This window comes from Pedobacter insulae (assembly GCF_900113525.1).
Lineage (GTDB): Bacteria > Bacteroidota > Bacteroidia > Sphingobacteriales > Sphingobacteriaceae > Pedobacter > Pedobacter insulae.
Map to the genome: position 1 here is coordinate 381068 of NZ_FOPP01000004.1, position 13939 is coordinate 395006.

The 13939-nt window shown below is 36.7% G+C and carries 10 protein-coding genes; 6 read left to right on the plus strand and 4 right to left on the minus strand.

Features of this window, described 5'->3' with window-relative positions:
• The first annotated feature begins 596 nt into the window (after positions 1 to 596).
• Genes BM207_RS09015 through BM207_RS09025 form a run of 3 tightly spaced genes read left to right on the plus strand, consistent with a single transcriptional unit; the run spans position 597 to position 6554 of the window.
• The gene (locus BM207_RS09015; RefSeq protein WP_143095935.1) at positions 597 to 1979 is read left to right on the plus strand and encodes a TlpA family protein disulfide reductase; all 1383 of its coding nucleotides are present in this window, start codon (positions 597 to 599) and stop codon (positions 1977 to 1979) included.
• Positions 1980 to 1992: 13 nt separating this feature from the next.
• Complete coding sequence (locus tag BM207_RS09020; RefSeq protein WP_177217086.1) at positions 1993 to 5193, plus strand: SusC/RagA family TonB-linked outer membrane protein; 3201 nt, start codon at positions 1993 to 1995, stop codon at positions 5191 to 5193.
• A gap of 11 nt (positions 5194 to 5204) precedes the next feature.
• A complete protein-coding gene (locus tag BM207_RS09025; protein ID WP_090993241.1) occupies positions 5205 to 6554 on the plus strand; it encodes a RagB/SusD family nutrient uptake outer membrane protein in 1350 nt (449 codons plus the stop codon).
• 49 nt (positions 6555 to 6603) lie between these two features.
• Here BM207_RS09025 and BM207_RS09030 read toward each other — a convergent pair whose 3' ends face one another.
• From BM207_RS09030 to BM207_RS09040, 3 genes are all read right to left on the minus strand, one after another.
• Positions 6604 to 6942, minus strand: coding sequence for a hypothetical protein (locus BM207_RS09030; RefSeq protein ID WP_090993242.1), 339 nt, complete (start codon positions 6940 to 6942; stop codon positions 6604 to 6606).
• Between the two features lie 137 nt (positions 6943 to 7079).
• Positions 7080 to 7544 (minus strand): MauE/DoxX family redox-associated membrane protein, encoded by a 465-nt coding sequence (locus tag BM207_RS09035; RefSeq protein WP_090993243.1) that lies wholly within the window; start codon positions 7542 to 7544, stop codon positions 7080 to 7082.
• A 140-nt stretch (positions 7545 to 7684) separates the two neighbouring features.
• Complete coding sequence (locus tag BM207_RS09040) at positions 7685 to 8263, minus strand: Crp/Fnr family transcriptional regulator (RefSeq protein WP_090993244.1); 579 nt, start codon at positions 8261 to 8263, stop codon at positions 7685 to 7687.
• Between the two features lie 254 nt (positions 8264 to 8517).
• Between BM207_RS09040 and BM207_RS09045 the strand changes: the two genes are divergently transcribed.
• From BM207_RS09045 to BM207_RS09055, 3 genes are all read left to right on the plus strand, one after another.
• Positions 8518 to 9777, plus strand: a complete 1260-nt coding sequence (locus BM207_RS09045; protein ID WP_090993245.1) for an aminotransferase class I/II-fold pyridoxal phosphate-dependent enzyme — start codon at positions 8518 to 8520, stop codon at positions 9775 to 9777.
• Positions 9778 to 9787: 10 nt separating this feature from the next.
• Complete coding sequence (locus BM207_RS09050; protein ID WP_177217087.1) at positions 9788 to 10432, plus strand: TetR/AcrR family transcriptional regulator; 645 nt, start codon at positions 9788 to 9790, stop codon at positions 10430 to 10432.
• An 85-nt stretch (positions 10433 to 10517) separates the two neighbouring features.
• Positions 10518 to 11672 (plus strand): hypothetical protein, encoded by a 1155-nt coding sequence (locus BM207_RS09055; RefSeq protein WP_143095936.1) that lies wholly within the window; start codon positions 10518 to 10520, stop codon positions 11670 to 11672.
• Here the strand turns inward: BM207_RS09055 and BM207_RS09060 are convergent.
• On the minus strand, positions 11669 to 13528 hold the full coding sequence (locus BM207_RS09060; protein WP_090993248.1) for a DUF6119 family protein: 1860 nt from the start codon (positions 13526 to 13528) through the stop codon (positions 11669 to 11671). The two genes, BM207_RS09055 and BM207_RS09060, sit on opposite strands and share 4 nt — an antisense overlap.
• Between the last annotated feature and the right edge of the window lie 411 nt (positions 13529 to 13939).

The window sequence follows — 13939 nt, forward strand, 5'->3', positions numbered from 1 at the left end:
TTAGTCCTATAAAGCAATTAAATTTTAATTATTGTAAAAAATATTAGATAAAAATAAAATTCAGATAACTGAATTGAAGTAATTACTGAAAGAACTTGTGGTGAAAAGTAGGACGTTCGAACACGAGAAGTAGGGAAAACTCAATTCCTATGCTATATTTGTATAGCGTAAGGATTTGGGTCACCTGCTTATTCCGTGTTCGGCCGCTGTAAAAGGCGGTGGTGGTCCTACACCTTCACTGCGGGATAAGCACTAAAGGTGGCCCAAATCTTTATGCTTTCTTTCGGTTAAATAATTAACCGTGAAAAAACAACCTAGAACACTGATCACAATTACCCTTGCCTTTACAAAAGAGGCAGGGGAGGGTTATGTTGTTTTCAGCTTGCCAAAACCAGTTAAATCTACAAAACAGCTGTTTCAGCTAATTATAAAAAGCCCGGTTTGAAATTATTAGACCCTGCTTTCTTTAATATAATTTTAGGTGGTTAATAGTTAATAAAAACTTAAAGAAGCAGGGTTTTTCTCATAGCCTTGGTTTGTAACTGAGACCATTCGGGCAATACTCTTAAAATCAAAAACTAACTAACATCATATTAATGAAAAAAATAACGATATATATCGTAATGGCTTTGCTATGCCTAAACTTTAAGGCTCAGGCACAAGACAACAAAGCGGTAGATGTAACCTTAAAAGGTATACAGATAGGGCAGAAGGTGCCAGATATTACCATTACAGGTTTACACAATTATAGGGACACTAATGGCAAACTAGCCACAACAGCTAAACTTTCAGATTTTAAAGGCAAACTACTGATACTCGATTTTTGGGCTACTTGGTGTTCGCCCTGTGTAGCCATGATACCGAAGATGGATAGTTTACAGAAGTCTTTCGGAGATAAAATTCAGTTCCTTTCGGCGACTTATCAAACGGAGAAAGAGGTACTGCCGTTTTTGGAGAAGTTCGAGAAACAGCAAGGGAAGCATTACAATCTGCCAGTGGTAACCAGCTCAAAACAACTACACCAGTTATTTCCCCATACTACTTTGCCACATTATATATGGGTTGATGGGAGTGGACTTGTTAAGGCGGTAACGGGCTATGAAGAGGTAAATACCGAAAATATCAGTAAAGTATTTGCAAATGCAGTTGAATTAGAAAGAAAAAAGGATATGAATGTAGTTTATAACAAGGAGATACCCTTGTTAATAAATGGTAATGGTGGTAACGGATCAAATTTGATTTATCATTCAATTTTGACTGGATATATTGATGGATTAGGTAGCATGCAGAGAATACGAAGTGCAGAAAAATCCACCAAAATTATACGGGCTATAAACTATCCATTGTTAAATTTAATGCAGTTGGCCTATGGAAATGGACAGTACAACTGGAAAAAGAACCGCACAGACGTAGAGGTTTCAAGTCCCGAAAAAATATCTTCTGGTTTAAAAGGCAGGGCAGTAGAAGAATGGTTAAAAGCCGGTAATGGATATTCTTATGAACTAATATTGCCTAATAATTCTAAAAAGAACCTTTGGGAAGAAATGAAGTCTGATTTGGCAGAGCTTTTTGATGTATATGAAATTAATATAGAGAAGCGTAAAAAAACGTGCTTGGCAATAGTTAAAACAACCGATGAAAATCTATTTAATAAGCACCATACAGATTACCTATATAAAGCTACGGCTGACGAACTGCTAATTGAGAATACTTTCTTTAGTGTACTCACTTGGAACTTGGAGAATGTGTACTTAAAGGGATATCCCAATCCGATAATAAACGATACTGGATACGATGGTAAAATCGGCATTAATCTTCAGGGTGATCTTAAAAGCTTAGCGGGACTTGATATATCTCTTGCAAAATACGGTCTCAAGTTAGTTGAAAAGGAACTATTTATACCCGTATTGGTCATCAAAGATAAACATGTTAATACGGGAGTTGCAGAAACTGCAGGTAAAAAAACATTCACAAATTAGCATCCTTTATCAAATGAAAAAGTACATATTTTTAATGTTATGTCTTAGTATAGCCGTAATTAAATTAAATGCACAAGGGGCTTTAACGGGGCAAGTTTTCTCTAAACAAACTAAAGATCCATTGAGGGGTGCAACAATTAAGGTGCATGAAACAAACCAGACGTTAATAGCCGATTCTAACGGCAAATTTAAGTTGATTCTTTCAAATGGGGATTATCGTTTAAGTATTATAAATATTGGATACTTAAAGAAGGATATACTAGTTAATATTCCTTACGAAGGGCTTCTCCTTATACCTCTTTTGAATGATACAACACTGTTGGATGAGGTAACAATTAGTACTGGATATCAAAAAATTTCAAAAGAAAGACTTACTGGCTCAGTCGTTAGAGTAGACAATAGCCTTATCGAGAGAAGGGTATCAACCAATATTCTGAACCGACTGGAAGATGTAGTCCCAGGTGTTGTTTTTAACAGGTCAGGGCTCTCTTCCAGGAAAAGTCCTATGAGCATAAGGGGGCAGAGTACCTTGTTTGGGAATACCGATCCGCTGATTATCCTTAATAATTTCCCTTACGATGGAGATATAAATAATATCAATCCAAATGATGTCGAAGATATTACCATTCTTAAAGATGCTTCAGCAGCCTCGATATGGGGTGCCAGAGCTGGTAACGGCGTTGTTGTTATTACCACTAAACAAGGCAGTAATATTGGCGGCCCAAAAGTTAACTTTTCATCGAGGGTTACCATTGGCGAAAAACCTGATTTGTTAAGCTCTCAGATTATGGGCAGTAGTGATTACATAGAAACAGAGAAGAGGCTTTTTGCCTTAAATTTTTATCGTAGCACGGAACTTTCTGCAGCTAGGGCTCCATTAAGTCCAGTTGTTGAACTTTTAATAGCAAAAAGAGACGGCCTGATTGATCCTAGAACTGCTGATGAACAAATTGAAGGAATGAAGCTGTTGGACGTCCGTGAACATTATCTAAAATACCTTTATCGCTTACCATTTAACCTGCAACAAAGTTTAAATGTAATGGGAGGTAACCAAAGTGGAAAGTACTATCTTTCTGCTGGTTGGGATAAAAATTTGGAAACACTGCGTGCAAATGATTTTAACCGAGTAACCTTAACTGCTAATAATAGCTATCTGTTTCTAAATAAAAGGTTAGAACTATCTGCAAATGTTAATTTTAATCAGAACAATAATGTGGTACAAAATTTGGGAAGTGCAAATATCACGCTCAGTAGCCTGGGTGCAATCTATCCTTATGCCCAGCTTGTAGACGATAGTGGCAATTCCCTTCCCATAGCAAATAACTACAGATTATCTTATGTTCGTTCTGCAGAGCAAAAAGGGCTTTTGGACTGGGCCTACAAACCATTGGATGAAATCCGTTATGCTGATAACACAACAAATTATAGAGAACTAAGAGGGGATTTTGGCTTATCGTATAAGGTCATAGATGGCTTACGTGCCAAGATACTTTATCAGTACATCTATGGAAATTCTATCGGAAGAAACAATAGGTCTCAAGAAACCTTTTTTACCCGTAATTTGATAAATACATATAGCATTATCAATGCTAATGGAAGTGTAACTCGTCCCATTCCCTTAGGAGGTATTCTTGACCAGACGGATATAACTTCAAATAGCCATCAGTTAAGGACACAATTGTCTTATGATAAGCAGATCGGCAAATCACATTACATTAGCTTTTTGAGTGGATACGAATTTAAAGATGGTGAGACCCAATCTCGTAGTTTTAGAATATATGGGTATGACGACATGCATGCAACAGGACAGTTAGTCGACTACCAGAAGAACCACGTTTCCCAAGTTACACCTACTACTACAACGCTACGGATACCTTATATGGACATTATGGGATCTTTAACTGACCGCTTTGTTTCTTATTTTGCGAATGGGGCCTATACCTTCGATAGCCAATACAACGCTTACGCAAGTATTCGCCTAGACCAGAGCAATATTTTTGGAGTTAACACCAATCAAAAGGGTATACCGCTCTGGTCAACTGGATTAGCATGGAATATAGACCGTGCAGGTTTTTTTAAGGTAAGGGAGATAAATGCCCTTAAGTTAAGATTTAGCTATGGTTATAACGGAAATGTAGATAGATCTCTTTCTGCCTATACTACTGCACAATATTATGCGGGTTCGACTGTTTCGACTGGTTTGCCATATGCAACGATACAAAATCCACCAAACCCTAACTTGAGATGGGAGAGGGTTAGCGTAATGAATACAGGAATAGATTTCTCTCTATTCAACAGCAGATTGAGCGGAAGTTTTGATTATTATATTAAGCGAGGGAAAGACCTTTTAGGCGCTACGCCCTTTCCTCCTTCAACAGGAATTACTTCTTTTAGGGGCAATTATGCACATACCAAAGGCAAAGGTGTAGACATTAGTTTGCAAAGTATTAATGTCAAATCGATATTAAATTGGCAGACCAATTTCATCTTCAGCTATTCTAAGGATATCGTTACTAGCTATGAACTGATTGCTGCCAACGCAAATTATTTGGAACAGGGCATAAATGGGGGCTTTCCATTGGTTGGCAAGCCGTTGTATGCTATTTATAGCTACAAATGGGCTGGTCTTGATCCATTAAACGGTGACCCGATGGGCTACTTAGCTGACAATATAAGCAAGAGCTACGCACAAATGCAGACACTTACGCCAGTAGATAAACTTATTTTTAATGGAACGTCTAGACCGCTTTATTACGGAGCAGTTAGAAATACAGTTTCCTTTAAAAACATTAGTCTTTCGGCCAATATTAGTTATCGTCTTGGATACTACTTTAGAAAGTCAAGTATTAGCTATGGTGGAAATCAAGGATTAGGCGGACATAGCGACTATGAACTAAGATGGAAAAATGCTGGAGACGAACTCAAGACCTTTGTTCCATCTATCCCTGCTAGCAATAATGCAAGACGAGATATTTTCTATGCCTATTCGGAGATATTGGTGGACAAGGGTGATCATATACGTTTACAGGATGTTAACCTTTCGTATGACCTAGATAGTAAACTCTCAAAATTTGGAATAAAGGGTGTTAAGTTATTTGTCTATATAGATAACATAGGATTGATATGGAAGGCAAACGATTTTGATATAGATCCAGATTTTCAGGGAATACCTCCTGTAAGAACATACTCTTTTGGTATAAACCTTAACCTTTAAAGCGTCAACTAATGAAACTAAAATTTTTTATAGTACTAATGTTTTGTACTGGCCTGTTTTCTTGTAAAAAAGAATTTCTTGAAGAAAAACCATCTAAATCATTATTAGTACCAACAACGTTTGCTGATATGCAGGCGTTACTTGATAATTATAGGATAATGAATTTTCAAGCTCCAGGCCTAACAATGCTAGCAACTGACGAAGTTATACTTGGTGATGCTACTTGGTCAGCACTTAGTACTGCGCCTCAGAGAAACAGTTATGTATGGGCTGCAGACTTGGCCGAGGGTGCAACGATTTTTGAGTGGAACAACCCATACATGGCAATTTTTTACGCAAATGTAGTTTTGGATGGATTGGACAATATGAGCGATGCAGATAAGGATTCTCCAGAATGGAAGAAGCTTAGAGGTGCTGCTTTATTTTTTAGGGGCTCGGGGTTCTTTTACCTGTCCCAGCTTTTTTGTGAACAGTATGACGATAAGGCTAATGCAAATCTTGGAATTCCACTTCCTTTGCATCCTGATGTAAATAGGCGCTACGGGAGAGGTACACTGCAAGAAACCTTTGATAGGATACTAATGGATTTGAATGAAGCATACACCTTATTACCGGAAAAGGAAGTTTCAAAGATTAGGCCTACTAGCTTAGCAACAGCCGCAATGCTTGCAAGAATTAATCTTACAATGGGCAACTACAACGAGGCTGGAGAGCTTGCTAATAGTTGCATATCGAAATATGACGGATTGATAGATTATAATGTGCTTAATCCGTCCTCATTCAACCCATTTGAGGAGACACTTCCAAACGGAAATGCAGAGGTTCTTCTATACATGGCATCTGTATCATACGCTTTTCAAGGAGCTTCGACTACAACTGTTGATCCAAATCTATATGCACTATATGAGGAAATTGACACGCGTAAAAAAATATTTTTCACAACAAATACAGCTGGCTTAATAAATAGCAGGAATTATGGTGGAATATCGCTGCCTGAAGTTTATTTGATTTCTGCAGAGTGCTATGCAAGGAACAACGCATTATCAGAATCCATGGTAATGCTACATCGTTTACGTGAAAAAAGGTACATCAAAAATTCGATCGCACAACAAACAGTTTTAAGTAGAGATGAGGCCTTGCGCTTAATTTTTATCGAAAGAAGGAAAGAACTTTCATGCAACAGTAGAAGCATGAGGTGGTACGACCTTAAGCGACTGAACAAAGAACAACTGTATGAAACTACTTTAAAAAGGTATGTGAATGGCCAAGTTCATGAACTTTTGCCGAATGATAGACGCTATGTTTATCCAATACCCGATCAAGAAATTATAAGGCATCAGCATGTTCAAAATCAAAGATGATAATAAAAAAGGCTTTCTAAGTATTTTAGAAAGCCTTTTGATTAGTTGTTTACGGGTTATAGATGAATTCGCCTTGGTTTGTGTCTCCATCAGGGATACTTGAAGGGCTGGTTGGTGGTGTAGAGTCCTCAAATTCGGCTGTACAAATTTGTTCTAGATTGCTTACACATCTATACGTATTTGGATCATGTGGGGCTTCTCCATTATCTTCAGCAATTCCGGTTAGATTGCGCCAGCCAACCGATGGAACAGTTGAGTCTTTCCCCCAAAGAACCATTGCTTTTTTAGATTTGAAAGCACTTTGACTAAATATTATCCCTGCTGCTGCTAGGATTAATACTAATCCAAATTTGTTTACACTTTTAAGTGCATTTTTAAACTTTTCCATAATTGTAAGTATTGACGTAGTACCCTTTGGTTTTGAAGGTACTAGTAGGTTAGGCCTAAAGACCGATTTGGCTTAGGTCTTAGGCAATGTTTTATTTCTTATTGCAGACAAGCCATAATTCTGCTCTATTATTTCGTTCAGTTGTCAGGCAAGCTCCTTTCTTTTTTAAGATAAAACAATCTGTTATATAATATCCAGCCATTCTCAATAGCAAGACCTAATACGGCAAGTGAAACAAAAAAGAGATTAAATATTAAGTGTGTTCCGTAACTCATGTTTTTTAAAATTCCACCACAACTACATGGTATCCTTCCAAATACACCGGTCATTACCACACCTATGTATAAAGTAAAAGCACTTAATAAGAACAAAGAAGCCCAAAGTGCTATCTTCCTTGTATTTGGAAATAGAAGGAGGAAAGTTAGCGTGACTTCAATTGTAGGGATCAGCCATGTTAATAAATTTGCTATTGTAGCGGAAAATATCTGATTGCGCATTTCTCCAACAGATTTATCATAATCTATTAGTTTACTAAAAGCAGCATAGAAAAATAACGCAGCTATAAGACCGCTGATGAATTTTAATATAGTTTCCTTTTTCATGATTGCTAGTACCTTAATTTCAGTTCATAATCTTAAACCAAAATTAGGTTGTTTCACAGCTTTTGAGCGGGACACATGTCGCAAAGCAAATGGCAATATGTCAGAAAATAACTGGACGTATGTCTATAGAATTAAGTGAGTTATTTACCGTGGGCATATGCTATAAGTAAACGGCTAAGCTGTTTTTCACTGATCCGTAGATAGGATGAAAGGATGCGTTTGGGAAGATCATGAATAAACTTCCCTAGCAAAGCAGATGCAAATCTGTACCTTTCTATAGCAGGTTCTAGACGCATCATTTCTGCATTTTCAATTTCTTTTAACTTCTGCTCTTCCAAAATGCACAACAAAATTTTTATCGCTTCTGGCTGTTGCCTAAAAAAGCGTTCGAGTTGTTTGTAGTTAATGGAAAGTAATTCAACTTGGCTTAAGCATTCAACATACTCTAAACTTGGCCTTTTAAGATATATGCCATTTTGCGAAATGAAATCTCCTACAATAAATAGTTGGCTTGTCCCCGCTAATCCTAATTTTAATGGATAGCGTCTAAGCAAACCATTATTTACAAAGTATAATGAATTGTTAAATAGGTTTGGACCAATAATGGTCTGGCCTTTTAAATAGTCAACACAAAGAAACTGTTCTGAAAAAAGATCTTTTATATCTTTTTTGCAATGTGGTATTTCATGAAGTTTAGCTATGAGTTTTTCGTATTTCATGTTTTTAATTGCAAAAAAAGAGTGTTTGAATATCCCAGTCAAGTGTAATACTTAGTTGCTGTTTTTCCACCTACGCAGGCATTATCGAGCAAAATGGTGTAGAACAAAGTTTTTTTGGGTGGATTTCTTTGTCCTGTTATTTTTAAGGATTCAGCTTTTATTTAGTAATGCCTAAAATGTTTTAAATAAAAAAATGACATGTTACCACTTTTAAAAAAAATAGGTGCTACATTGAGTTTTAACTCTCGATTATTATGGTAAATATTGACTACGCTAAAGCAAGCTTCAGGGATTTTGAGAATATTCCCGGAATTGATGTGATGGAAAGGGCTGGTGAATTCCAGTTATTTCTAGATTATTTAAGTGTAAATGGACACTTGAACTACCGAATAGAATCTCTGTCTGGCTGTGCTCCAGAAATGGACCTCCTATTGCCCGGAAAGAGTATAGCACAAAAATGTGCCTGTTTCGTCTCCAATGATTATCTCGGTTTTACTCAGCACCCCGCAATAAAAGTGGCGCTACAAGATGCCATAGAAAAATTTGGTAGTGGTGCAGGCGCTTCTCCAGCTATCGGTGGTCATTTTGTTTACCATCAGCAATTGGAAGATAGGATTGCAAAGTTTTTCAAGAAAAAAAGTGCCATACTCTATACTACAGGTTATACTGCAAATAGTGCTACTTTACAATGTCTTTTGCAAAAAGAGGATATTGCTATTATTGATATGGCGGTTCACGCGAGCGTTTATGAAGGTTGCCAGCTCACCAATGTAAAAACTTTTCTGCACAATAATATGGAGGCGCTGGAGCTTGCACTAAAGCATGCACAACATACATTTCGTACAAAAATGGTAATTATCGATGGTGTATATTCCCAAGATGGAGATTTAGCAACCATGGATCGGATTGCTGAGCTTACACATCACTATGGGGCTTATCTGGTAGTTGATGATGCCCATGGCACAGGCGTTGTTGGAAAAACAGGCAGGGGCGCAATTGAAGAATATGACCTATTTGATAAGGTGGATATTGTAACGGGAACCTTTAGCAAGGCTTTTGCTCATATAGGTGGTTATGTGGTTGCTGACACCAAACTGATCAACTTTCTAAAATATCAATCAAAACAACATCTTTTCTCCACTACTGCAACACCAACTACTTTAGGAATACTTAAGGCAATGGATCTTTTGGATGAAGAACCTTTCTGGAAAGATCGGCTTTGGGAAAACGTGAATTACCTTAAAGATGGATTATTGGGGATGGGGCTTGATATAGGAACTACAGCATCAGCGATAATACCTGTTAAGATTGGTGATATAGGCAAAACCTTAGAGGCCGGAAAGCAATTACTGAATGCGGGTGTATATGCCAACCCGATCATGTACCCGGCAGTATCAAAAAAGAATGCCAGGGTCAGGCTCAATATCATGGCTACGCATACAAAAGAGCATTTAGATAAGCTATTGAATGCCTTTGAAGATGTTAATAAAAAGCTCTCCATTTCCAAAACATAAATTAATGCCTATGCCTCTCAGAATTAAAAACATTTCCGGACACCTAAAGAATAAAGAACAAACTATGCAACGGCTGGTAGATGCCGTAGGCGCAATCATCAAACATAAGGGCTATAAAGGACTGGGCCTGAATGCAATTGCCAAAGAGGCTGGAGTAAGTAAAATATTAATACATAGGTATTTTGGTGGGGTTGATCAGTTAGTTGAGGCATATGTGCTTAAAAATGACTATTGGATAGCTAAAACAAAAGAGGTAAGTAGTGAAGCCAGTGGCAATACAGATCGAGAAACATTAAAAAAACTAATATCGGATCTGTTAAAAGGCCATTTTGAATATTTCTATACGCATGAAGAAATGCGCTCAATTATTTTATGGGAAATTACCGAAAAGACTGACCTACTCAATAGTATTTCACATGTCCGTGAAGAAGTAGGAAAGCTATTGCTTGAAAAGTCAGAACTTCTGTTTAAAGACGGCAAAAAAAGTCTTAAGGGCGTTACTGCTCTCATGGTGAGTGCAATCTACTATATGGTACTTCATGCCAAAAAGAACGAATCTACAATATGCAGCATCGATGTAAATTCGGTAGAGGGCCAAGAGGAAATACTAAGGACCATTGAACAGATTGTTGACTGGACATTTGATGAAAAATGAAGTGATGAACTAGTTGTGGTGGATTATGGAAAAAGAAAATGCTAAATTTTATGTTGTTGACGGACTTGATGAGCTACGAAAGATTGTGCAAAATCTAATTCAATCAAGTCTGGAGGCTATTCCTGATACTAAAGAAGGGTTTATTAATGATACAGATGGACTTGTTATACGTATACAGAGAGATGTACAATTTAGGCAGCTACACTTAGATGAGTATGCAGAAGTTTTCATGGATCACCTACAGTCTGAATTGGTACAGCTTTCCGAAGATTGCAATACGTTTCTTCTCTCTGATAAAAAAGTCCATTTAGAAGTAAATTTCAAAGCATATCTCATAATTATTCTGGATGTAATCAATAATTTGATTGACCACTTTAAAATCCACTATAGTTACTGTTTTAATTTTAAAAAGGTAGTCCCTGGTCGTTATAAGCAAAAAGCAGATTTGATCTTAACTAAAATTTCGGAGAAGCTTATTCCATCATTGGAATTGTCTGGGTTAGAAGAAAAGCTACTTGAAGTGCTTAAGACATATTTCTCGGACATGAAATCGAATAAAAAAGTCAGCTTCCATTTGCTAGATTTTTGGACTGTGCTCATAAATGATCTGAATAAGATAAGTTCGGAAGGAGTAGAGGAGGTTGAACTGGACCTGTGCAGAATTTTTTGTTACCATAACTTTAATTACCCGCCCCTTATTCAGTACTATATATCAAGATTGCAGCTCGATTATGATGCGGTCGATAATTATAGAGAGGAATACATTAGGATTACTGTAGAAATAAGGAAGTTAAGGCAGTTCATTATCAGGAAAGGATACGGTTACGACGCTGATGCTATTGAATTAAGGGAAGCTCTCTGTCATACATTAGAAAACGAGCTTGTTTGTATCAAGAAGTTGATCAACATGAATAAAAAAATCTTTGAGGGAACTGGAACAAGATATTTTCTACAACAGTTCTACTTTAAAATCTCTATATCTATGGAGCAGTTTTTGTTTATTTTCCGGCTCTTGATCGATAAAGGCATAGTATTAGTGAAGCGTAAGGCTGATCTCTATGAATTTATACATGCGCATGTAGGCACAGTTAAAAAGAATAATCTTTCCATAGGAAATATGCAGAATACTTATGCCGAGAATAATAGAGTTACGGCTATAAAAGTCAGAGCGCTATTACAATCTTTGATTAAGCAGATAGATGAGAAGTATCTTTTGACTATATTTTTCTTTACCTATTAAAATAGCTGTATCTGCAATTCTTGGTCTATTTCGTTGCTTGATTCATCAATAATTAATAATTCAACAGATGTGTCTCTAGTTCGTCTTATCTGGCAGGTCTTGAAATCTCCATAGTTCGCCCTGACTTCGCTTGCACAGGTCGTGACAGAAAACCTTGCTATGTTTGAATTATATCTGGTTATATAATCGGCAATAAGTGGGTCGTCAGCGAATTGAGAAGCTGTCGCGAAAACATATATCGGTGCTCTATTGTAAAAAAGCTCTGCGAACTCAATGGAGGAAAGATTATTTACCTCTCTTCCTTTGTTGAGAATACTATTATAGATCTTGTCAAAGTATTTATGGTTTTTCGAAGCGCTTGCTTGGGATATGCGTCGAGCACTGATCAGGATCTGGTTGGTCAGCTCTCTAACCCTTGCAGTAAAACTGTGCTTTACATGTATTATGTATATTTCTGTGTCATTAATAAAGATGATGTCACATGGTTCAATGCCTTCTGGTTTTATGGTATCGATTACAAAATAGTTTTCGCGGCCATCATATTGTATATTGTAATCTCCCTCATCAATTAAATGGTGGCTATTTGTCTTGAGCTCCCAAGGAATGTCCATTATTCCTGCTGGAAGTTTCGTTGTCCTAAATATTGCTGCAGTCTGTTTTTCTAGACTTTTGACAAATGCATCCTTGAGCTGATACCATTTATTATCCACAAGGAAAATAGGTGTTTTATTTAAGTTGAATTCTGCATTTAGATGGAATAAGAAGCTACTTGCTGTAGTTCTCTTGCTTCCTCTATAGCATTCAATCCTAACTCCTCTAAGGTAGAATAAAAATCCTACCTCATTATCACCATTTAGTTCGTACGCACGAAGAACTACAGTACTGAAAATTTCGTCTTTATCTAGTAATGTAGCAAATTGCTCATGTTTATCTTCTCCTTTTTCCTTAAGTACATAGGTTTCGGCCGTGTAAAAAGCCTCTATATTGTTGGGACTGCACAAATCAAATTCAAAATGCTGGGTCATTGTGTTAGCTGTTCGCTGCAGGATTGGTATATAATTGAATATTCGATTATTCAGTTGCTGTTGCAGTTCTTCAATCAGGATTTTGTCTCTAAGTTCGGTATAAGAGCTTAGTAGCTCCTGGGGAGCAAGTTCATTAATAGTGCAAAGCTCAGATATAATCTGATGCAAAGTATCAAAATCTACCTCTCTATGAATGCAAAATGCTTTTCCTACAGAAATCTTAAGCCTTTCAGTATTTTTTTTCAGCAAGAAAGAAAAATATTCATTACTGGTTTCCTCACTCAATTTTATATGCAGTTCTTTTGGAATCTTCCCGAACTGTAGATAATTAATTAATTTATAATTATCTCTGAATTGTTCGCTAAGCCCAACTTGTTGCCCTACTATTCGCCTCGACTTGGTAGTAAATGCCTCATCATTGTCAATGGAAATGATCCTATCATAGATATCAAGTCCAAAAGAATGATCCACGAAATTTACAATTATGGGAAAAGCGTTACCACCTATGGCTGCATAAAGGTTGTGTTCTGTTTCAACAAAAAGTACTAACGTTAATTTTGTCTGATTGAAAATCTCTGAGTTGTTTTTAAGTTCTGGCGGAAGAAACGCAGCCCATTTAGATTGTTTATCTGCAACTGAATATAGGTACAGATAATAGGTACGGCCGTCTTTAGGAAATTGAATGAGCTCCAAATCGTCCTGACCATGCATTATTTCCATTTTGGCATACGCAACCCGGATTATAACCTTCAGCATATCCTCTGTTGTAGAAGTCCCGGATAATTGTCGGTGCTGTTTATCTATTTTAAAGATTTTCGGTATGATATTCATGAGGCGACATTTAGAAATGATGACAGGCTAATTTCAAATATAAACATTTTACTCGGTCTAAAATATTCTTCCTACCACACATTTACAACGCCAAAAAAATCAGTTGTCTACTCATCAAGTGTAGCGGAATAGTTTAGAATATGGTTCATTTTAAAAGATGCATTAAATTGTACTTTTTATTTTTTATGACAAATAAATCCATCTAAAATTCTCCTATTTCGTGCTCAGAAATGTCTTTTTTAATTCAGGTGGAGATTTTTTTTATTTACTTCCACTTGTAACACATAGTAAGTCTATCAACCTTTATGTCTTAATGTTCAGTTGCATTCTTATTGCATTTTATTGCAATAAAAGTATCAATGAAATTAAACGCTCAAAATTTAATCTTCACTCGACGGCGATAAGCTGTAT